Source organism: Nocardia coubleae NBRC 108252, from assembly GCF_001612805.1.
Classification (GTDB): Bacteria; Actinomycetota; Actinomycetes; order Mycobacteriales; family Mycobacteriaceae; genus Nocardia; species Nocardia coubleae.
Genome location: NZ_BDBD01000013.1, coordinates 78,520 through 99,151 on the forward strand (window position 1 = coordinate 78,520; position 20,632 = coordinate 99,151).

The following is a 20,632-nucleotide window of genomic DNA, read 5'->3' on the forward strand; positions in this document are numbered from 1 at the left end:
GGGGAGTCTTTGTCTGTCACATCAGAACTGGCGGTCGCCGAATCGGAGGCCGACAGTTCCGGGCAGCCCACACAGCCGGCGCGCGGGGGTATGCGCTCGCTGCGCCGGTTCCTGCCCTACCTGAAGCCGTACCGGGTTCCGCTGATCCTGGCGAACCTGCTGGCCATCATGATGGCCGCGACCGCGGTGGTGACACCGCTGGTCATCGCCCGCATCATCGACGGACCGATCGCCCGCCGAGATTTCGCGGGGCTGCTCGTGCCGGTCGCGTTCGTGTTCCTGCTCGGTGCACTCGAATCGTTCGGCATGTGGGGCAGACGCTGGCTGGTGTCCAAACCGGCGACGACATTCGAAATCACCATGCGGGCAAAGCTGTTCGCGAAGCTGCAGGCGTTGTCGATCGGCCGTCACGACGGGTGGCAATCCGGTCAGCTGCTCTCGCGTGCGATCGACGACATGTCGGCGCTGCGCCGGTTCGTCGCGTTCGCCGGGCCGTTCCTCATCGTCAACTCGGTGATCGCGCCCGTCGGGCTCATCGCCTTGTTCGTGCTGAATTGGCAGGTGGGACTGATCTTCACGGTGACCTGCCTGCCGCTCACCGTGTACTGCGCGCGTTTCGTCCGCCGGTTCGAGGTGGCCTCGCGCCGCTCCCAGGACCAGGCGGGAGACCTGGCGACCATCGCCCAGGAATCCGCGCAGGGCGTGCGTGTGCTCAAGGCGCTCGGCCGTGGCCAGTTCTTCGGCGCCCGCTTCACCGCGCTGTCGCGTGAACTGCAACGCACCGAGCTGACGAAGGTGCATCTGGACGCCACGCTGTGGTCGGCGCTGGTGGCTCTGCCGACCATCGCGATCGCGCTGTCGCTCGGTGTCGGCGGATACGCGGTGGCGCAGGGCTCCATGACCATCGGCACCCTGGTCGCCGCCGTCACGCTGGAAACGTTCCTGCAGTGGCCGGTGATCTGGCTCGGCTTCCTGCTGTCGGAGCTGTTCGAGGCACGGACCGCCGCCGACCGGTACTGGGAGATCATCGACACCCCGCTCGACATCGCCGACCCGCCGGACCCGGTCGACCTGCCCGTGCCGGTGCGCGGCGAACTGGTGATCGAGGGCGTCCGGTTCGGTTACCCGCGCGCCGACGGCGGTCCGGAAAACGCTGTGCTGGAGGATGTCTCGCTGCGGATCAGGCCGGGCGAGACGGTCGCGCTCGTCGGTGCGACCGGGAGCGGCAAAACCGCACTGCTCGAGCTGATTCCGCGCCTCTACGACGTGAACGCCGGTCGCATCACCATCGACGGCGTCGACATCGCCACGCTGCGACTGGCCGACCTGCGCCGGGTGGTGACGGTCGCCTTCGAGGAGCCGGTGCTGTTCTCGGCGAGTGTGCGCGAGAACGTGGCCCTCGGCGACCCGAGCGCCACCGACGACGACGTGCGGCGCGCGCTCGACATCGCCCAGGCCACCGAGTTCGTCGACGCGCTGCCGTGGGGGCTCGACACCAGGATCGGCGAGCAGGGCATGAGTCTGTCCGGCGGGCAGCGGCAACGGCTCGCGCTGGCCAGGGCGGTGCTCACCGGTGCGGCGGATGCCGACGAGGGCCGGATCATGGTGCTCGACGACCCGCTCTCCGCGCTGGACGTGGAAACCGAGGAGCGCGTGCAGGATCGGCTGCGCGCGGTGCTCTCCGGTGCGACGACCCTGCTGGTGGCGCACCGCCCGTCCACCGCCGCACTTGCCGACCGGGTGGCGCTGCTCGCCGACGGACACATCGTCGCCGAGGGCACCCACGACAAGCTGCTTCGCACCAGCCGCCACTACCGCGAACTGATGGGCGGTGCCTGATGACCACCACCGAAACAGTTGAACCACAACAGGATCAGGCGGCCGACTGGCGCGGCATCGCCAAGGAGGACGACGCCGTCACCGGCACCGGAAACGTGGTGCTCGCCGGCCGTTCCCGCAGACTGCTGCTCGATCTGGTCCGGCCCTACCGCAAGCTCGCCGTCCTCACCTTCGTCCTGATCGTGCTTGACAACGCGGCGAAGGTGTCGGTGCCGTTGTTCATCGCCTACGGGCTCGACCACGGGATAACCCAAGGGCGCCAAGGCAACTGGACGCCGTTGATCGCGACCGTCGCCGGGTTCATCGCGGTGACGGTGCTGTCGGGTCTCACCACCTTCGCCTTCCTGCGCGCGGCCGGAGCGCTGAGCCAGCGGGTGCTGTTCGACCTGCGGGTGCGCACCTTCGCGCACACCCAGCGGTTGAGTGTGTCGTTCCACGAGAAATACACCTCGGGCAAGGTCGTCACCCGGCTCACCAGCGATATCGAGGCGCTGCAGGACCTGCTCGAAGGCGCGCTGAACCAGGCGGCGAGCGCGCTGCTCTCGGTGGTCACCATCGCCGTCCTGCTCGTCTGGCTCGACCCGATGCTCGCGGCCATCGTGCTGCTCGGGTTCGTGCCGTTGGTGTTCGTCACCCGGTGGGCGCAGCGGCGTCAGCGGGCGGGTTACCGGCGGACCCGTGGCGCGATCGCCAGGGTGGTCGTGCAGTTCGTCGAATCGATGAGCGGTATGCGGGCGGTGCAGGCTTTCCGGCGCGAACACCGCAACCAGGAAGTGCTCGGCGTCGAGGACGCGGCGTACCAGAAGGCGACGACCACCGCGATGCGCGGCGTCGGCGACTACGTCGGCCTGTCGAACTTCATCGGCAAGGTGACAACCGTGGTCGTGCTGCTCGTCGGGTCCTGGCAGGTGATGGAGGGCAACCTGGCCATCGGAGTGCTCGCGGCCTACCTGCTCTACCTCGACCAGTTCTTCGGCCCGCTCGACGAGCTGGCCCAGGTGTTCAACTCCTACCAGTCGGCCGCGGCAGCGCTGGAGAAGATCTCCGGTGTGCTCGAGGAGGAACCGGCGGTCGCGGAACCGGTCGAGCCGGTCACCGTCGAGCATCCCAACGGTGCGGTGCGGATGGACAAGGTGTGGTTCGGCTACGACGCGGCCTCGCCGGTGCTGCCGGAATTCGACCTCGACATCCCGGCCGGGCAGATCGTGGCACTGGTCGGTGCCACCGGGGCGGGCAAGTCGACGCTGGCCAAGCTGCTCACCCGGTTCTACGACCCGTCCGGCGGCACCATCACCCTCGACGGCGTCGACCTGCGCGAACTGGCCGATACCGAGCTGCGCAGGCACGTCGTGATGATCACGCAGGAGGCGTACCTGTTCTCCGGCACGATCGCCGACAACATCCGGCTCGGCAGGCCATCGGCCACCGATGCCGAGGTGCGGACGGCGGCTCGCGCGGTCGGACTCGACCAGTTCGTCGGGTCGCTACCGGACGGATACGACACCGACGTGCGAACCAGGGGCGGGCGATTATCCGCCGGTCAGCGCCAGTTGGTCGCCTTCGCCAGGGTGTTCCTCGCCGATCCGGTGGTGATCGTGCTCGACGAGGCGACGTCGAGCCTCGACATCCCCGGTGAGCGCCTGGTGCAGCGTGCGCTGGAGACGCTGCTGCGGGGCCGGACGGCCGTCATCATCGCGCATCGCCTGTCCACGGTCGCCATTGCCGACCGGGTGCTGGTGCTCGACGGCGGCCGCGTGGTGGAGGACGGCGCACCGGCCGAGCTGATCGCGGGCCAGGGCCGCTTCGCGGGACTGCACGCCGCCTGGCGGGATTCGCTGGTGTGATGCGCTCGTGTTGTACAGCGCGGGGGCCGGTGTCGCTTACCGTAGAGAGGTGACGACCCCAGCCCCGGGCCCGGCCGCAGGCCCCACCGAGAACAGACCGGCCTCTCGGTGGCCGGCGGTGCTCACCTGGCGAGCCCACGACAACTCCCGGATGGAATCGGTCCGGGTGACGGTGAACGGCAACCGGATCAGGGCCGCGGGCCGGATGATCGGCAGCGCCAACCACGAGCACCCGGCGTTCAGCGCCTCCTACGATCTGGTCACCGATGAAGCGGGCGCGACCAGGCGTTTGTCGCTGCGCACCACGACCGCCGCCGGTGAACGCCACGCCTCGGTGTCGCGGGACGAGGAGAACTACTGGCTCGTCGACGCGGGCGGCACCCACGTGCGCTCGACGTTCGCCGGCGCCCTCGATGTGGACGTGGTGCTCAGCCCGTTCTTCAACACCTTGCCGATCCGCCGGTTCTGCCTGCAGAACGCCGTTGGTGACGTGCAGGTGCCGGTCGTCTACGTGCGTCTGCCCGACCTGCTGGTGCAGGAGGCCGAACTCACCTATTCGAGTGCCGCCGACGGCATCAACGTGCTCTCCCCGGTTTCGAGTGCCACGTTGACGGTCGACCCGGAAGGGTTCGTCCTCGACTACCCGGGGCTGGCCGAGCGGGTCTGAACCGCGGCACCGGCCGCCCATCGCAGGCGGCCACCTGCCGGCATCGACCGCCCGATGTCCTGATCGACCTGGCCGCGGCGGCCGGGGAACGGTCGCGACCGACTACAGCGCCCGCAGCACCCCACCGCGCCGACCAGCACGCCGCAGCTCGTCGAGCCAGCCGTCGGCGCCGGGCAGCACCCCCGTGATCTCCCATTGCGCCCGGCTGTCGTAGGCCGACCGCCCCCGGTAACCCGCCTCGACAACCTCGCCGAGCGTGCCGTCGGCGCGAAGTGCGTCACGCGCGGCGATCAGCGCCTCGATGGTTTCGTCGAGCACCAGTTCCAATGCCCCGGCATTCGGTTCACAGATCGCGCGAACCAGGTCGGGCGCGGTACCGGCCACCCGGGTCCCGTCGCGGAACGAACCGGCCGCCAACCCGAGCGCCAGCTCACCACCGCCCGCCCCGGCCGCGGCCAACGCCTCGGCCAGCACATGCGGCAGATGCGAGATCCGCGCGACGGCCTGGTCGTGTTCCTCGGCGACGACCGGAACCACGACGGAACCGCAGTCCAAAGCCAGCCGAACCACCCGCGACCACGGCTCCACCCGGGTGCCCTCGTCCACGCCCACAGCCCACACCGCGCCGCGGAACAGCTCGGGATCGGTTGCCGCCCAGCCTGATTCGGATGTACCGGCCATCGGGTGACCGCCCACGTACCGAGCCTCGAGTCCCTGCTTGCGCACCGCGTCGGCCACCGGCCCCTTCACGCTGACCACATCGGTCAGCGCACACTCCGGCGCATAGGCGGCGACCTCCGCGAGCACCGGCGCGACGGCGGGCATCGGCACCGCGAGCACCACGAGCGCGTCGGCGGCAGCGGCCCGGCTGAGCACCTCGGGCAGGTCACCCGACACGTCGAAACCGTCGAGCCGGGCGGCTTGCGCGCCGTCGGCCGACCGGTTGTACCCGAACGCCTCGTACCCGGCGTCCACGGCCGCGCGCAGCACGGAGCCGCCGATCAGACCCGTTCCGAGGACACACACGGCACCACGCTCGTCGATACTCACGAGAACAGATTGGCACACGAGTTCATCATTACGGGCGGGACAGACTACCGTTTGGTCCATGGCAGCACAGCGCTCGGGCACGAACAGGGCGGCGTCGGATGACGACTTCGACGTCGAAGGGTTCGCCGTGGCGGTGGTCCGCGAAGAAGGTACGTGGCGGTGCAGTCCTCTCAGCCACGACGCCCTCGTCGACCTCTCCACCGCCGAGACCGAATTGAAGGCATTGCGCAGCTCCGGTGCGGTGTTCGGGCTGCTCGACGTCGACGACGAGTTCTTCATCGTGCTGCGGCCCGCGCCGAGCGGCACCCGGCTGCTCGTCTCCGACGCGACCGCCGCGATCGACTACGACATCGCCGCCGACGTCCTCGACGCACTCAATGTCGAGATCCCCGACATCGACCCCGACGAGCTCGACGACATCGAACCGTGGGAAGAGGGCGACCTCGGCGTACTCGCCGACCTCGGCCTACCCGAACCGGTACTCAGCGTGATCCTCGCCGATACCGACCTCTACCCGGACGAACAGCTGAAACTGATCGCCGAGCGCCTCGGTTTCGCCGACGAATACGCGGCGGTGCTGGACAAACTGCAGAAGTGACCGACGAGGACATGCTGCGCGCCGCACTCGCGGCCGCCGCCGACGCCGACCCGCGCGATGTGCCGGTCGGCGCCGTCGTCTTCGATGCGCAGGGCCGTGAGCTGGCCCGCGCGGCCAATGCCCGCGAAGCCCTCGGCGACCCGACCGCCCACGCGGAAGTCCTCGCCCTGCGAAAAGCCGCGGCCGTCCACGGCGACGGTTGGCGGCTCGAAGGCGCGACCCTCGCTGTCACCTTGGAACCGTGCACGATGTGCGCGGGCGCGCTGGTTCTCGCCCGCGTCGAGAAGGTGATCTTCGGCGCCTGGGAACCCAAGACCGGCGCAGTCGGCTCCCTGTGGGACGTAGTCCGCGACCGCCGCCTCAACCACCGCCCTCAGGTACGCGCCGGAATCCTCGAATCCGAGTGCGTCGCCCTCCTCGACACCTTCTTCCGCAACCAGCGCTGACCAGCCGATTTAGTGATCGAGCCCCCTATCCGGTACCGTAGTCGGCGGTGGCGTGTCCGAGCGGCCTAAGGAGCACGCCTCGAAAGCGTGTGACGGGTAACCCCCGTCCGAGGGTTCAAATCCCTCCGCCACCGCCAGCAAGCCCCTTACCTGTTCCGACAGGTGAGGGGCTTTTGCTTTGTGCGGTTCGGAAGGTGTTGCGGTACGCCGAAGGGGAGGTGTGCAGCGCCTTCGCGAAGTGGTGGCGGAAGGTGACCGCGGTGGCGAAGCCGACGGCCGTGGCGATCTCCTCCACCGGGGCATCGCTGGTTTCGAGCATCGCAAGGGCGGCCTGAATACGTTGCGTGGTGAGCCATTTGCTCGGAGTGGTGCCGGTGGACCGAACGAAATGACGCAGGTAGGTGCGTTGGGACAGGCCGGCGACCCGGGCGAGGTCGGCGACGCCGAGCGGCTCGTGGATGTGTTCGGCGGCCCAGGCCAGGCTGCGGCCGACCGGGTCGTCGAGGGGTTCGGGCGGCATCGGGGACTCGATGTATTGCGCCTGCCCGCCGGTGCGGTGCGGCTGGATCACCAGCCTGCGGGCGACGGCGTTCGCGACGGACGCGCCCATGTCGGTGCGTACCAGGTGCAGCGCCAGGTCGAGGCCGGCCGCGCAGCCCGCGCTCGTGAGGATGTCGCCGTCGTCGGTGTAGAGCGGTTCGGCGTCGACGACCACGGCGGGATACCGCTCACGCAGCAGATCGGCGTATCGCCAGTGCGTGGTGGCCCGGCGACCGTCCAACAGCCCGGCCGCCGCGAGCGCGAAAGCACCCGAGCAGATCGACACGATGCGTGCCCCGTTGCGATGCGCCTGCCGCAGTGCCTCGATCAGCTCCGGTGAGGTGGCGGCGCGGGGGTCGGCGACGCTGGGCACCACCACTGTGTCGGCGGCGGCGAAGTCGGCGAGACCGTAGGGGCTGCTCATGGTCGCGCCGCCGATCACCCGGATGGGGTCGGGGGTTTCGGTGCAGACCTTCAGCTCGTACCAGGGCTGATCGATGTCGGGCCACACGAGGCCGAACACCTCGATGACGATGCCGGCCTCGAACGCCGTCATCCCGTCGTAGGCCAGCACCGACACGGTCGAACCCATGTCTGAATCTTAGCGATAGTCGTCGTCTACGCCACTTCTCGTGGCCTTCGCAGCTCGCGACCATGGATTCATGTGGAAGAAATTGAAGGAATTCGCACTCGGCATTCACGCCGCGAACGCCATCAGGCACGGTGTGTGCCCGCCCGCCGCCGCCCGGCGTGAACCCGCGAAACCCACAACGCGCTGATCGAGAGCTGTCGACGGCTATTCACCTGCGTCCGACCTGCGGTGTAGTACTCGCGTAATAGACTGAGTTACACCGAAATCCGGGAAGGAACGATGATTATGCGCGGGCGTGTGCCGCCACCCGCGAAGTCCGGGATCGGGCTCGGGGGGAAGCTCTTGGTTCTGATCGTGCTCGGGTGGGTGGCCGTGGGGCTGCTCGCCGCAGGTCAGCGGCACTATTTCTCGAAACTCCCGAGGGAGTGCTCGGATTGGGCGACGATCGCCGTTACGGCGGCGGCGGGACCGGGGAACTACATCGGGCTGAACCCGAGGGTCACCGAATGCGAGGTTCCGCAGCCGAGCAAGTAGGCCGGGCACCCGAACGAGTGCCCGGCCAGGGTCTCACAGTTCCGCGGCCGCCATCTCGCGGTCGTTGCGGTGGATCTCGCGCAACTTGGAACCCTCCACGTCGATATCGGGAACGATCTTGTCCAGCCAGGCGGGCATCCACCACGCCCATTTGCCCAGCAGCACAAGCAGAGCGGGAATGAGCACCATGCGCACGACGAACGCGTCGAGCGCGACGCCCGCCGCCAGCGCGAAGCCCATCGACTTCGCGGTGACATCGGATTCGAGCAGGAACGAACCGAACACCGAGATCATGATGATCGCCGCGGAGGTGACCACGCGCGCGCCGTGGTGATAACCCTTCACCACCGCCTCGGTCGGTTCGGAGCCGTGCACGTACTCCTCGCGCATGCGGGTCACCAGGAACACCTGGTAGTCCATCGCGAGCCCGAACACCAAGCCGATCAACATGATCGGCAGGAAGCTCACCAGCGGATGCGGGTCCGAGATCAGCCCGAGCTTGCCCTCCTGGAAGACCAGCACCGTCGCGCCGAACGTCGCCGCCATCGACAACAGGAACCCGAGCGCCGCGGTGAGCGGGACCAGGATCGAGCGGAACACCAGGATCAGCAGGATGAACGCGGCGCCCGCGACGATCGCCATGTACGGCACGATCTTGCTCAACAACACGTGGTCGATATCGGCGTAGATCGCGGTGGTTCCCGTGATGCCGTACGACATCTGGTACTGCTCGTGCAGCGCTGCCTCGGCATCGCGGGCCGACTGCACCAGATCCTTGGTCGACTGATCGTTGGGTCCGGCCTTGGGAATGCCGTTGATGAGGGCGCCCGCACCGTCGGAGCTCATCTGCGGTTCGGTGACCAGTTCCATGTCGGGGTAGGACATGAGCTTGTCGCGCAAGGCGTTCAGCGCGGCGGGCCGTTGATCGGCGGGGGTGTCGGCCAGGTCGACGGCCACCTGCAACACACCGTTGCTGCCCTCACCGAAACCCTCGGTGCGCAGGTCGTAGGCCTTACGCACGGTGGTCGACTTGGGCAGGCTGTCCTCGCCGGGCAGGCCGAGGTTCAGGTTCAGCGCGGGCGCGGCGAGCAGGCCGAGCACCACGATGGCCAGGATCATCGTCACCGCGGGGAACTTGGCGATCACCCGGGCGACGCGGGTGCCGTTGGTGACGACGCTGTCGTCCTCGGGATCGTGCTGGGCGATCAGCGGCAGCTTCGGCTTGAACAGGGCCTTGCCGAACGCACCGAGCAGCGCGGGCATGAGGGTGATGGCGGTGAGCACGGCGAACGCGGCCGCCACCGCACCACCGAGACCCATGAACGTCAGGAACCGGACACCGACGATGGCCAGCCCGGCGAGCGCGATGATCACGGTGAGACCGGCGAACACCACCGCCGAGCCCGCCGTACCGAGTGCGGTACCGGCGGCTTCCTCGGCCGAATCCTGCACGGTCAGTTCGTGTTTGTAGCGGGAGACGATGAACAGCGCGTAGTCGATCGACAGCGCGATACCGATCATCGAGGCGAGGAACGTCGTGAAGCTCGGGATCTCGAGCACCGTGGTGGACAGGAAGATCAGCGAGGTCGCGGCGCCGAGGCCGACGATGGCGGTGATGATCGGCACGAAGGCCGCGACGATCGCGCCGAACGCCACGATCATCACCACCAGGGCAACGGCCATACCGATCATCTCGGACTTACCGCTCGGCATCTCCTGCTCCATGGGCAGGCTGCCGCTCATCTCCACCGTGAGCCCGGCGGCGCGGGCGTCGTCGCCGACGGCGTAGGCGGCCTCGCGGTCCTCGGGCTTCACATCGGCGAACTCTTTGATGGTGAACGGCACGCTGAAGTAGGCGACGGTGTCGGGTGCCGACTCGTTCAGCACATTGAGCGGCGCGCCACTGCAGGTCGACGGATCGGGTTGCGCGGTAAGGCAACCCATCTCCTCGGTGGCCGTGATCGGGTCCACGATCGGTTCGGTGTGATCGACGATCGGCAACTGCTCGAGCCGTTCGATCATCGCCGCGACGGCCTGGCGATTGGCCGGGTCGGTGAGCTTCTGGCCTGCGGGCGCGCCGACGACGTAGGTGCCGGTGACCGCGTCGAACGCGAACGCCTCCGACATACCGGGGAAGTGCTTGTCGAGGATTTCGGTCGCCCGCTCCGACGGCAGGTTCGGCATGCTGAAGTCGTCGGTCATCGGCTTCTGCAGCTGGGCACCGAGTCCGCCGAGCACCATGAAGCAGAGTAACCAGACGGGGAGCACGATCCATTTGCGGCGAAAGGCCAGCTTTCCCCACCGGTACAGATAGACGGACACGGGTTTCTCCTCGGTGATTCGATGCAGAGCGTGGAGTAGAGCCGGGTCGAACTAGTCCTGAGTCTGGTGCCGCGATACCGCGATATCAAGCAACCGGGCCCGCACATGCGACGACCCCGCGATCCATGGGGCGGATCGCGGGGTCGTGTAGGGCATTACGGTCAGCCGACGGCGACCGGGTGCTTCACCGTCTCGGTACCCGAGTTGCGCAGCTGCTCGAGCTTGGCGCCCTCGACGTCGATATCGGGAACGATGCGGTCGAGCCACTTCGGCATCCACCAGGCCCACTTGCCCATGATCACCAGCAGCGCTGGCACGATCACCATGCGGACCACGAAGGCGTCGATGGCGACACCGGCGGCCAGCGCGAAACCGAACGACTTCGCGGTGACGTCGGTTTCCATGATGAAGGAGCCGAATACCGAGATCATGATGATCGCGGCCGAGGTGACCACGCGGGCGCCGTGGTGGTAACCGGCGACCATGGCTTCCTTCGGCGAACGGCCGTGCACGAATTCCTCACGCATGCGGGTCACCAGGAACACCTGGTAGTCCATCGCGAGACCGAACACCAAGCCGATCAACATGATCGGCAGGAAGCTGACCAGCGGCTGTGGGTCCTCGATCAGCCCGAAGGTGCCCTCCTGGAAGATCAGCACGGTGGCACCGAAGGTGGCAGCCATCGACAGCAGGAACCCGAGCGCCGCGGTGAGCGGAACCAGGATCGAGCGGAACACCAGGATCAGCAGGATGAACGCGGCACCGGCGACGATCGCCAGGTACGGCACGATCTTGCTGAGCAGCGCATGGTCGACATCGGCGTAGATCGCGGTGGTACCGGTGATGCCGTACTGCATGCCGTACTGCGCCTGCAGCTCGGCCTCGGCGCCGCGCGCCGACTGCACCAGATCCTTGGTTTCCTGGTTGTTCGGACCGGACACCGGGACGCCGTTGAGCATGGCGCCCTGCTTGTCCTCGCTCCACTGCGGCTCGGTGACGTAGTCCATGCCCTCGTAGGAGGCGAGCTTGTCGCGCAGCGCGCCGAGCGCCGCCTCACGCTGCCCCTCGGGCGTGGCGCTCAGGTCGGCGACGACCATGAGGACACCGTTGCTGCCCTCACCGAAGCCCTCGGTGCGCAGGTCGTAGGCCTTACGCACGGTCGAGGTCTTGGGCAGGCTGTCCTCGCCGGGCAGGCCGAGGTTCAGGCCCGCGGCGGGTGCGGCGAGGGCACCGAGCACGACCACCGACAGGATCAGTGCGACCCACGGCGCCTTGCCGATCAGGCGGGCGAAACGCTGGCCGTTGGTGACCGAGCTGTCGTCCTCGGGATCGTGCTGGGCCACCAGCGGCAGCTTCGGCTTGAACAAGGCCTTACCGAAGGCGCCCATCAGGGCGGGCATCAGGGTGACGGCGGTGAGCACCGCGAACGCGGCGGCGATGGCGCCACCGAGACCCATGAAGGTCAGGAACTCCACGCCGACGATGCTCAGCGCGCCGAGCGCGATGATGACGGTGAGACCGGCGAACACCACGGCCGAACCGGCGGTGCCCAGCGCGGTACCGGCGGCTTCCTCGGCCGAATCACGCACGGACAGTTCGTGTTTGTAGCGCGAGACGATGAACAGCGCGTAGTCGATCGACAGCGCGATACCGATCATCGAGGCGAGGAAGGTGGTGAAGCCTGGCACCTCCATGAAGGAGGTGCCGAGCATGATCGTCGAGGTCGCGGCGCCGAGGCCGACGATGGCGGTGACGATCGGGACGACCGCGGCGACGATGGCGCCGAACGCGATCACCATGACGATCAGGGCGACGCCCATACCGATGAGCTCGGACTTGCCGCTCGGCTGTTCCTGCTTCATCGCGATGGAACCGCTGAGTTCGACGGTCAGGCCGGCGTTGCGGGCGTCGGCGCCGACCTCGAAGGCGGCGTCGCGCTCGGCGTCGGTCACGTCGGTGACGTTCTCGATGGTGAACGGCACGTTGAGGGTGGCGACGGTCTTCGGCGCGGTTTCGTTGAGCACGTTGAGCGGGGCGCCCGAGCAGGTCGACGGGTCAGGGTTGCTCAGGCAGCCCATCTTGTCGGTCATCTCGATCGGGTTGGCCAGCGGCTTGGTCTTGTCGACGATCGGCAGTTCACCGAGCTTGCCGATGAACGCTTCGATCGCGGCACGGTTGGCCGGATCGGTGAGCTGCTGGCCTTCCGGCGCGGCGATCACGTACGTGCCTGCCACGGCGTCGAACTTGAACTGTTCGGACATGCCGGGGAAGTGCTTGTCGAGGATTTCGTTGGCGCGAGCCGAGGGCAGCTCGGGCATGCTGAAGTCGTTGCTCATCGGCTTGCTGAGGGTGGCGCCGAGCCCGCCGAGCAGAACGAACAGCAGTAGCCAGACCGGCAACACTATCCATTTACGGCGGAAAGCGAACTTTCCCCATCGGTACAGGTATACGGACACGTGTCCCCGCCTCCACATCGCGAATGATTTGTCTACCGTGCGGTAGGTAGACTACCGACGGCGTAAGCGGAGGGGCAACCTCAATTTTATGGGCGCCGGATAGATCACCAACGATTCATGGGAGGATTACGACATGGCTGCCCGGGACACCGCCGACACCGTTACCGCAGGTGGAGGCACTAAACAGGCGATTCGTGATGCCGCGCTTCGGCTGTTCGCCGCGAAAGGCTTCGAGCAGACGAGCCTGCGCGAAGTGGCCGATATGGTGGGAATCACAAAGGCGTCGCTGTACTACCACTACGCGTCGAAGCTCGATCTGCTGCTGGCGATCATCGACCCGATCATCGATCACATGCGCGATATCGTCACCGATATCGACGCCGTCCCCTACGACAGCGAGGGCATCCGCGCCGTCCTGCGCACCTATCTGCGCGGCATGATCCGCCACCGCGACGCGGGCGCGCTGTGTGTGCGCGACACCGCCGCCATCGTCAACGCCATCGCCGACCGCTACCCGGATCTCATGGAACCCACTCGCGAGCTGCGGACCTGGCTGTCCGGACCGAATCCGACGCCGGAGTCGATGCTGCGCGCGGCCGGTGCCATCGAGGTGCTCGGGGTGGCGCTGCTGTCGATCGAGCTGGCGCCGGGAGCCACCGACGCGCTCGTCGAGCAGACGTTGCTCGACGCGGCGACCGCCGTGCTGGCCGGCGGCGCGACCGCGTAGGTTCGAGACCGTGCATATCACCGCAAGGGTCGATTACGCGGTGCGAACGTTGCTCGAGCTCGCCGCGGCCGACGGGGTCGTGAAGGCCGAGGCCATCGCCGCCGCGGCGCAGATCCCGCCGAAGGTCCTCGAGACCGTGCTCGCCGAGCTGCGTCGCGCCGAACTGGTGCGCAGCAGGCGCGGACCGGACGGCGGGTACCGCCTGGGCAGGCCCGCCGAGGAGATCTCGGTGGCCGACGTGATCCGTGGGGTCGAGTCGCCGCTGGCCTCGGTGCGCGGGCAGCGCCCCGAGGACGTGCGCTACCCCGGTGCGGCCGAGCCGCTGCAGCGGGTGTGGATCGCGCTGCGGGTGAATATCCGGGCCGTGCTCGAGAACGTGTCGATCGCCGATATCGCCGCCGACCGACTGCCCGGTTTCATCGATGAGTTGATCGCGGATCCTGGCGCCTGGGCGCGGCGCGAGCCACGTACGCCCGCCGACGCGTGATTTATCCACAGGTTCGGGTTTATCCACAGGCCTGGTGAAACGCCTGGATAACCCGGGGGCGTGGCCTCGCCGCACGCGGTAGCCTGCGTCCATCATGTTGATCACCCTGCTGCGGACCTACCTGGCCCCGTACCGCGCCCAGCTGGCCGGGGTTCTCGTGCTCCAGCTGGTCTCGGTCATCGCGATGCTCTACCTGCCGAGCCTCAACGCCGACCTCATCGACAACGGCATCACCAGGGGCGACATCGGCTACATCTGGACCACCGGCCTGTGGATGCTCGCGGTGAGCTGCGTGCAGATCATCGCCTCGTCGGCCTCGGTGTACTTCGGTGCGCAGGCGGCGATGGGCGCGGGCCGGGACATGCGCGGCGCGGTGCTGCACCGGGTCGAGACGTTCTCCGCGCGCGAGGTCGGCCTGTTCGGCGCGCCCTCGCTCATCACCCGCTCCACCAACGACATCCAGCAGGTGCAGCTGCTCATCGTGATGTCGGTGACGATTCTGGTGATGGCACCGATCATGTGCGTCGGCGGCATCATCATGGCGGTGCGCGAAGACGCCGGGCTCTCGTGGCTGCTGCTCATCGCGGTGCCCGCGCTGGCGCTGAGCATGGGGCTGGTCGTCGCGAAGATGGTGCCGGGCTTCCGGCAGATGCAGGAACGCATCGACGGGGTGAACCGGGTGCTGCGCGAGCAGATCACCGGTATCCGGGTGATCCGCGCGTTCGTGCGGGAACGTCAGGAGATCTGGCGCTTCGGGATGGCCAACACCTCGCTCACCGACGCCTCGCTGCGCGTGGGCAAGCTGATGGCGCTGATGTTCCCGATCGTCATGCTCATCTCCAATGTCACCGCCGTCGGGGTGATCTGGTTCGGCGGGCATCACGTCGACGACGGCACCATGCAGATCGGCTCGCTCACCGCGATGCTGTCCTACATCATGCAGATCCTGATGGCCGTGATGATGGCCTCGTTCCTGGCGATGATGGCCCCGCGCGCGGCGGTCTCGGCCGACCGGATCGGCGCGGTGCTCGAGACCGAGTCCTCGGTGCGCCCGCCGCGCCTGCCGCAGCCCTTCGCAGGCGATCCGGCGACCGTCGACCTGCAGTTCGCCGAATTCGCCTTCCCCGGCGCGGAGAAGCCGGTGCTGCGAGCCATCCGCTTCCAGGTCGCACCCGGAACGACAACGGCCGTGGTCGGTTCCACCGGTGCGGGCAAGACCACGCTCGTCAATCTGATCCCGCGCCTGATCGATGTCACCGACGGCGCGGTGTACGTGGGCGGCACCGACGTGCGGCACCTGGACCTCGAAACCCTGCGCGGCGGAATCGGATTGGTGCCGCAAAAGGCGTACCTGTTCTCCGGAACCGTCGCGAGCAACCTGCGCTACGGCAAACCCGACGCCACCGACGACGAGCTCTGGCACGCGCTCGAGGTGGCCCAGGCGGCCGACTTCGTGCGCGAGATGCCGCAGGGCCTCGACACTCCGGTCGCCCAGGGTGGGACAACGGTGTCGGGTGGTCAGCGGCAGCGCCTGTGCATCGCCCGCGCGCTGGTGCGCAAGCCGCGCATCTACCTGTTCGACGATTCGTTCTCCGCGCTCGACGTGGCGACCGACGCCCGGTTGCGCGCGGCGCTGAAACCCGAGACCGCCGACGCGTCGGTGATCATCGTGGCCCAGCGGATCCAGACCATTCGTGACGCCGACCAGATCGTCGTCCTCGAGGACGGCGCCATGGCAGGCCTCGGCACCCATGACGAACTGATGCAGCGGTGCCCGGAGTACCGCGAGATCGTCGAGTCCCAGCTCAGTGTGGAGGAGGCTCGATGAGGCCGGGTGCGCCCGTCCCCGGCGCCCCGGGTACGAAACCGAAATCGTTCGTTCCGTCGCTGAAGCGGCTGCTGCGCAGGCTCGCGCCGGAGAAATTCTCCGTCGCGGTCATCATCGCGCTCGTCGTCACCTCGGTGGTGCTCAACACGCTCGGCCCGTGGTTGCTCGGCAAGGCGACGAACCTGGTGTTCGACGGGTTCGTCGGCAAGCAGCTCCCGGCGGGGCTCAGCAAGGACGAGACCGTCGAGATGCTGCGTCAGCGCGGGGAGAACACCCGCGCCGACATGCTCTCGGCCATGAACGTGATCCCTGGCACCGGTATCGATTTCGGTGCGGTCGGCCGGGTGCTCACGCTGGTGCTCGTGCTCTACGTGGTCGCCGCGGTGTTCGGCTGGCTGCAGGGTTATCTGCTCAACGTCGTCATCAACCGCACGGTCAAACGCCTGCGCGACGACGTGGAGAACAAGCTGCACCGCCTGCCGCTGCGCTACTTCGACACCGCACCGCGCGGCGACGTGCTCAGCCGCGTCACCAACGACGTCGACAACGTCTCCCAGAGCCTGCAGCAGACCATGAGCCAGCTGCTCGTCTCGCTGTTCACCGTGGTCGGCATCCTGATCATGATGTTCTGGATCTCGCCGCTGCTGGCGCTGATCGCCCTGCTCACGGTGCCCGCGGCCATCATCGTCACCGCGCAGATCGCCAAACGGTCCAAGCCGCACTTCGTGAACCAGTGGAAATACACCGGTGAGGTGAACTCCTCGGTGGAGGAGGCCTACACCGGCCACGAGATCATCACCGCGTTCGGCCGCAGCCGCGAGGTCGGCCGGGAGTTCGACGAGCGCAACGACAAGCTCTACAACGCCAGCTTCAAGGCGCAGTTCATCTCCGGCCTGATCATGCCCGCGATCATGTTCCTCGGAAACGTGAACTTCGTATTCATCGCGCTGGTCGGTGGCCTGCGGGTGGCCACCGGCAATCTCTCGCTCGGTGAGGTGCAGGCCTTCATCCAGTACTCGCGCCAGTTCAGCCAGCCGCTCACCCAGATCGGCGCCATGGCCAATCTGCTGCAGTCCGGGGTGGCCTCGGCCGAGCGGATCTTCGAGATCCTCGACGCCGAGGAACAGAGCCCCGACCCGCTGGTGGAGAACTCGCGCCCGGTCGACCGCGGCCGGGTGGAGTTCGACGCGGTGTCCTTCGGTTACGACCCGGAAACCCCTGTCATCGAACGGCTTTCGCTGGTGGCCGACCCGGGTCATGTGATCGCCATCGTGGGCCCCACCGGTGCGGGCAAGACCACGCTGGTGAACCTGCTGATGCGCTTCTACGAGATCGACGCGGGCACCATCTCCATCGACGACGTCGACATCACCACCATCACCCGCGACCACCTGCGTTCGCGTATCGGCATGGTGTTGCAGGACACCTGGCTGTTCCAGGGCACCATCCGCGAGAACATCGCCTACGGCAATCCCAATGCCTCGGAGCACGACATCATCGCCGCGGCCCGCGCCGCCTACGTCGACCGGTTCGTGCATTCGCTGCCCGACGGCTACGACACGGTGATCGACGAGGAAGGCGGCGGGGTGAGCGCCGGTGAGAAGCAGCTCATCACCATCGCCCGCGCGTTCCTGGCCAAGCCGTCGATCCTGATCCTCGACGAGGCGACCAGCTCGGTCGACACCCGCACCGAACTGCTGGTGCAGCACGCCACCGCCGCGCTGCGTCGCGACCGCACCAGTTTCGTCATCGCCCACCGGCTTTCGACTATCCGTGACGCGGACCTGATCGTGGTGATGGAGAAGGGCCGCATCGTCGAACACGGCAACCACGAACGCCTGCTCGAGGAGCGAGGCGCCTACTACCGCCTCTACAACGCCCAGTTCGCGGCCGCTCAGTAGCGCCCTGGCACCATGGGCGGGTGGCCGACAGCAGCGAATTCTCCTTCACGGTAGGTACCCGTCTCGACGGTGACCGGCACGGGCGTACCGGCGTCATCAGCACGCCGCACGGGGAGATCGCGACGCCCGCCTTCATTCCGGTGGGGACGAAGGCGTCGGTGAAGGCGGTGCTGCCGGAGACGATGAAGGAGCTGGGGGCGCAGGCGCTGCTCGCCAACGCCTACCACCTGTATCTGCAGCCGGGGTCCGACATCGTCGACGAGGCGGGTGGGCTCGGGAAGTTCATGAACTGGGACGGGCCGACCTTCACCGACAGCGGTGGCTTCCAGGTGATGTCGCTGGGTGTGGGCTTCAAGAAGGTGCTCGCGATGGAGGCGGTCGGGGTGCGCTCCGATCAGGTGATCGCGGCGGGCAAGGAGCGGCTCGCCACCGTCGACGACGACGGTGTCACCTTCCGTTCCCACCTCGACGGCTCGAAGCACCGGTTCACCCCCGAAGTGTCGATGGGCATCCAGCACCAGCTCGGCGCCGACATCATGTTCGCCTTCGACGAACTGACCACCCTGATGAATACCCGTGGCTACCAGGAGAAGTCGCTGCAGCGCACGCACGAGTGGGCGCAACGCTGCATCGACGAGCACGAACGGCTCACCGCCGCCCGCACGCACCGGCCCTACCAGGCGCTGTTCGCGGTGATCCAGGGCGCGCAGTACGAAGACCTGCGCCGCAAGGCCTGTCGTGAACTCGAATCCATCCGGGGCAGTGGCGGAACGGAATTCGACGGGTACGGCATCGGCGGTGCGCTGGAGAAACACAATCTCGGCACCATCGTCGGCTGGTGCTGCGACGAGCTGCCCGAGGCCAAACCGAGGCACATGCTCGGCATCAGCGAGCCCGAGGACATGTTCGTCGCCATCGAGAACGGGGCCGACACCTTCGACTGCGTTAACCCCTCGCGAGTGGCGCGCAATGCGGCGATCTACGTCGACGAGGGCCGGTTCAACATCAACACCAGCCGCTTCCGCCGCGATTTCACCCCCATCGACGAGAACTGCGACTGCTACACCTGCGCGCACTACACCCGCGCCTACCTGCATCACCTGTTCAAGGCCAAGGAGATGCTCTCGGCGACGCTGTGCACCATCCACAACGAGCGGTTCACCGTCCGCCTGGTCGACCGGATCCGGGCGAGCATCGAAGGCGGCTACTTCGACGAGTTCAAGAAGGAATTCCTCGGCCAGTGGCAGGGCCGTATCAAAGCGCCGGGGCAGTAGTCGGCGCTGGACGTTCGATCACCACGCTCTGGTGGCGTGGGGCTCTCGGGCGATGCCGCCACCAGAGCGTGGTGATCACCTGACCGGCGTCAGTCGTGTAGCGCGTCTACCTTCGCGGGAGCGTAGGTGGGCTCCTTTTTCTTCAGGATGGCTATGACGCGGTAGGTGATCGGGAGGACGAGCACCTCGCACACGGTCTTCCAGACGAAGCCGACGATCACGAAGTTGACGAACGACTGCCAGGTGTCGATGCCGATCGCCGGGGCGGCGATCGAACAGAAGATCAGGGTGTCGGCGAACTCGCCGACCACGGTCGACCCGATCAGCCGGGCCCACAGATGCTTTTCCTTGGTGCGTTCCTTGATGAACACCAGCGTCGCCGAGTTCAGCAACTGGCCGACGAAGTACCCGGCGAGCCCGGCGAGCACCAGCTGCGGGGTGGTGCCGAGAACGGTGCGGAACGCTTCCTGGTTCTCGTAGAAACCGGCGGCAGGCAGCCGGACGGCGACGAAGAAACAGCCGACGGTGAGCAGCAGCGCCGCGAAACCGGTGTAGATGGCGTGGCGAGTGGCGCGGAAGCCGTAGACCTCGCTGAGCACGTCACCCAGGATGTAGGCCAGGGGGAACAGGAAGAAGGCGCCGTCGGTGGCGATCGGCAGGATCTGCAGCGGGCCGAGCACGACCGAACTGCCGGAGAAGAACTCCACGCCCTTGGTGGCGCAGATATTGGAGATGATCAGCGTCGCGGTGAACACGGCGACGATTACCGGATAGAACCCCCGCGCTACCTGGGCGAATGCCGCATGTTCCGGCGCGGGGTGCCCAGATTCGGCGGGTTTGTCGAGCGAATTTGCATCAGTCACGGGTTACATCTTCCCAGCAGGGGCCCGCGGGCCCCCGCCTCGAGCGCGCCAGCGCTCCGAGGATGCATGCCATAGTCTGTAGCAATGACGAATCCCGGCGATTCCGACGAGTGGTGGAAGCAGTACGGCGGTTCCGGCGTGTCCCCGGAATCCGGCGCGCCGGGTTCGGTGCCGCAGTACCCGACCGCCCCGCCGTCGCAGCCTTCGAGCTACCCGTCCAACCCGCAGCAGTCCGCGCCGCAATACCCGCAGCAGCAGCCGCCGTCGCAGCCGCAGTATCCGAATTATCAGCAGCCTGCCGCGCCGCAGTATCCGCAGCAGCCGCAGTACGGCGGGTACCCGGCGGCCGGGGCCTACAACCCCTACGGTGGGTACCCCCAGCCGCAGGGCACCAACGGCCTCGCCATCGGCGCGCTGGTGTCGTCGCTGATCGGCCTGTGCAGCTGCGGCGTCGGTTCGATCGTCGGCATCATCCTCGGTGTGATGGCGATCAACCAGATCAAGGAACGCGGCGGCGAAGGCAAGGGGATGGCGCAGGCCGGCATCTGGATCGGTGCCATCTCCCTGGTGCTCTGGCTGCTCTACATCGTTTTCGTGGTGGTCCTGGGTGTGGTCGGCGGGATGGATTCTTCGTCCACCTACTGACTTTCGCGGACAACACAAG

The 20,632-nt window shown here is 67.4% G+C and carries 17 protein-coding genes and 1 tRNA gene; 13 read left to right on the forward strand and 5 right to left on the reverse strand.

All coding sequences use genetic code 11. The annotated features are described in order from the left end of the window. The first annotated feature begins 9 nt into the window (after positions 1-9). The 3 genes from NCO8_RS15350 to NCO8_RS15360 are packed head-to-tail and all read left to right on the forward strand — an operon-like array spanning position 10 to position 4,350. Positions 10-1,839, forward strand: coding sequence for an ABC transporter ATP-binding protein (locus tag NCO8_RS15350; RefSeq protein WP_067640310.1), 1,830 nt, complete (start codon positions 10-12; stop codon positions 1,837-1,839). Next, positions 1,839-3,683 (forward strand): ABC transporter ATP-binding protein, encoded by a 1,845-nt coding sequence (locus NCO8_RS15355; RefSeq protein WP_067640312.1) that lies wholly within the window; start codon positions 1,839-1,841, stop codon positions 3,681-3,683. Before NCO8_RS15350 ends, NCO8_RS15355 begins: the two co-directional genes overlap by 1 nt. 49 nt (positions 3,684-3,732) lie before the next feature. Beyond that, the gene (locus NCO8_RS15360; RefSeq protein WP_084457200.1) at positions 3,733-4,350 is read left to right on the forward strand and encodes a putative glycolipid-binding domain-containing protein; all 618 of its coding nucleotides are present in this window, start codon (positions 3,733-3,735) and stop codon (positions 4,348-4,350) included. Positions 4,351-4,452: 102 nt separating this feature from the next. Here NCO8_RS15360 and NCO8_RS15365 read toward each other — a convergent pair whose 3' ends face one another. Further along, complete coding sequence (locus NCO8_RS15365; protein WP_067640314.1) at positions 4,453-5,418, reverse strand: prephenate dehydrogenase; 966 nt, start codon at positions 5,416-5,418, stop codon at positions 4,453-4,455. Between the two features lie 40 nt (positions 5,419-5,458). Here NCO8_RS15365 and NCO8_RS15370 point away from each other — a divergent pair, with 40 nt between their 5' ends. The 3 genes from NCO8_RS15370 (at position 5,459) to NCO8_RS15380 (ending at position 6,581) form a co-directional block, all read left to right on the forward strand. Then, positions 5,459-5,998: a tRNA adenosine deaminase-associated protein gene (locus NCO8_RS15370; RefSeq protein WP_067494712.1), complete on the forward strand. Its 540-nt coding sequence runs from the start codon at positions 5,459-5,461 to the stop codon at positions 5,996-5,998. 11 nt (positions 5,999-6,009) lie between these two features. Then, positions 6,010-6,444, forward strand: coding sequence for a nucleoside deaminase (locus NCO8_RS15375; RefSeq protein WP_084457211.1), 435 nt, complete (start codon positions 6,010-6,012; stop codon positions 6,442-6,444). A gap of 46 nt (positions 6,445-6,490) precedes the next feature. Next, positions 6,491-6,581: transfer RNA gene (locus NCO8_RS15380), tRNA-Ser, on the forward strand. On the opposite strand, the gene NCO8_RS15385 is transcribed toward NCO8_RS15380, so the two are convergent. Next, entirely contained in the window at positions 6,560-7,576 is a 1,017-nt protein-coding gene (locus NCO8_RS15385) for a GlxA family transcriptional regulator (RefSeq protein ID WP_084457202.1), read from the reverse strand. The genes NCO8_RS15380 and NCO8_RS15385 overlap by 22 nt on opposite strands. A gap of 285 nt (positions 7,577-7,861) precedes the next feature. On the opposite strand from NCO8_RS15385, the gene NCO8_RS15390 reads away from it, so the two are divergent. After that, positions 7,862-8,110, forward strand: a complete 249-nt coding sequence (locus tag NCO8_RS15390; protein ID WP_067494949.1) for a hypothetical protein — start codon at positions 7,862-7,864, stop codon at positions 8,108-8,110. Positions 8,111-8,143: 33 nt separating this feature from the next. On the opposite strand, the gene NCO8_RS15395 is transcribed toward NCO8_RS15390, so the two are convergent. Next, a complete protein-coding gene (locus NCO8_RS15395) occupies positions 8,144-10,432 on the reverse strand; it encodes an MMPL family transporter (RefSeq protein ID WP_067640317.1) in 2,289 nt (762 codons plus the stop codon). A 161-nt stretch (positions 10,433-10,593) separates the two neighbouring features. Continuing rightward, on the reverse strand, positions 10,594-12,888 hold the full coding sequence (locus NCO8_RS15400; RefSeq protein WP_067640319.1) for an MMPL family transporter: 2,295 nt from the start codon (positions 12,886-12,888) through the stop codon (positions 10,594-10,596). A 133-nt stretch (positions 12,889-13,021) separates the two neighbouring features. Here NCO8_RS15400 and NCO8_RS15405 point away from each other — a divergent pair, with 133 nt between their 5' ends. The 5 genes from NCO8_RS15405 to tgt all read left to right on the forward strand — a co-directional run bounded on the left by NCO8_RS15405 (position 13,022) and on the right by tgt (position 19,105). Continuing rightward, positions 13,022-13,615: a TetR/AcrR family transcriptional regulator gene (locus tag NCO8_RS15405; RefSeq protein WP_067494697.1), complete on the forward strand. Its 594-nt coding sequence runs from the start codon at positions 13,022-13,024 to the stop codon at positions 13,613-13,615. Positions 13,616-13,625: 10 nt separating this feature from the next. Next, entirely contained in the window at positions 13,626-14,102 is a 477-nt protein-coding gene (locus NCO8_RS15410) for an RrF2 family transcriptional regulator (RefSeq protein WP_067494693.1), read from the forward strand. A 94-nt stretch (positions 14,103-14,196) separates the two neighbouring features. Further along, positions 14,197-15,930, forward strand: a complete 1,734-nt coding sequence (locus NCO8_RS15415) for an ABC transporter ATP-binding protein (protein WP_067640321.1) — start codon at positions 14,197-14,199, stop codon at positions 15,928-15,930. Next, positions 15,927-17,831: an ABC transporter ATP-binding protein gene (locus tag NCO8_RS15420; protein WP_067640323.1), complete on the forward strand. Its 1,905-nt coding sequence runs from the start codon at positions 15,927-15,929 to the stop codon at positions 17,829-17,831. The genes NCO8_RS15415 and NCO8_RS15420 overlap by 4 nt, the downstream gene beginning before the upstream one ends. A 20-nt stretch (positions 17,832-17,851) precedes the next feature. After that, positions 17,852-19,105, forward strand: a complete 1,254-nt coding sequence (gene tgt / locus NCO8_RS15425) for a tRNA guanosine(34) transglycosylase Tgt (RefSeq protein WP_067640326.1) — start codon at positions 17,852-17,854, stop codon at positions 19,103-19,105. Positions 19,106-19,194: 89 nt separating this feature from the next. On the opposite strand, the gene NCO8_RS15430 is transcribed toward tgt, so the two are convergent. Beyond that, positions 19,195-19,968 (reverse strand): queuosine precursor transporter, encoded by a 774-nt coding sequence (locus NCO8_RS15430; protein ID WP_067640328.1) that lies wholly within the window; start codon positions 19,966-19,968, stop codon positions 19,195-19,197. Between the two features lie 84 nt (positions 19,969-20,052). Here NCO8_RS15430 and NCO8_RS15435 point away from each other — a divergent pair, with 84 nt between their 5' ends. After that, positions 20,053-20,613, forward strand: a complete 561-nt coding sequence (locus NCO8_RS15435; protein ID WP_067640330.1) for a DUF4190 domain-containing protein — start codon at positions 20,053-20,055, stop codon at positions 20,611-20,613. Positions 20,614-20,632 lie beyond the last annotated feature (19 nt).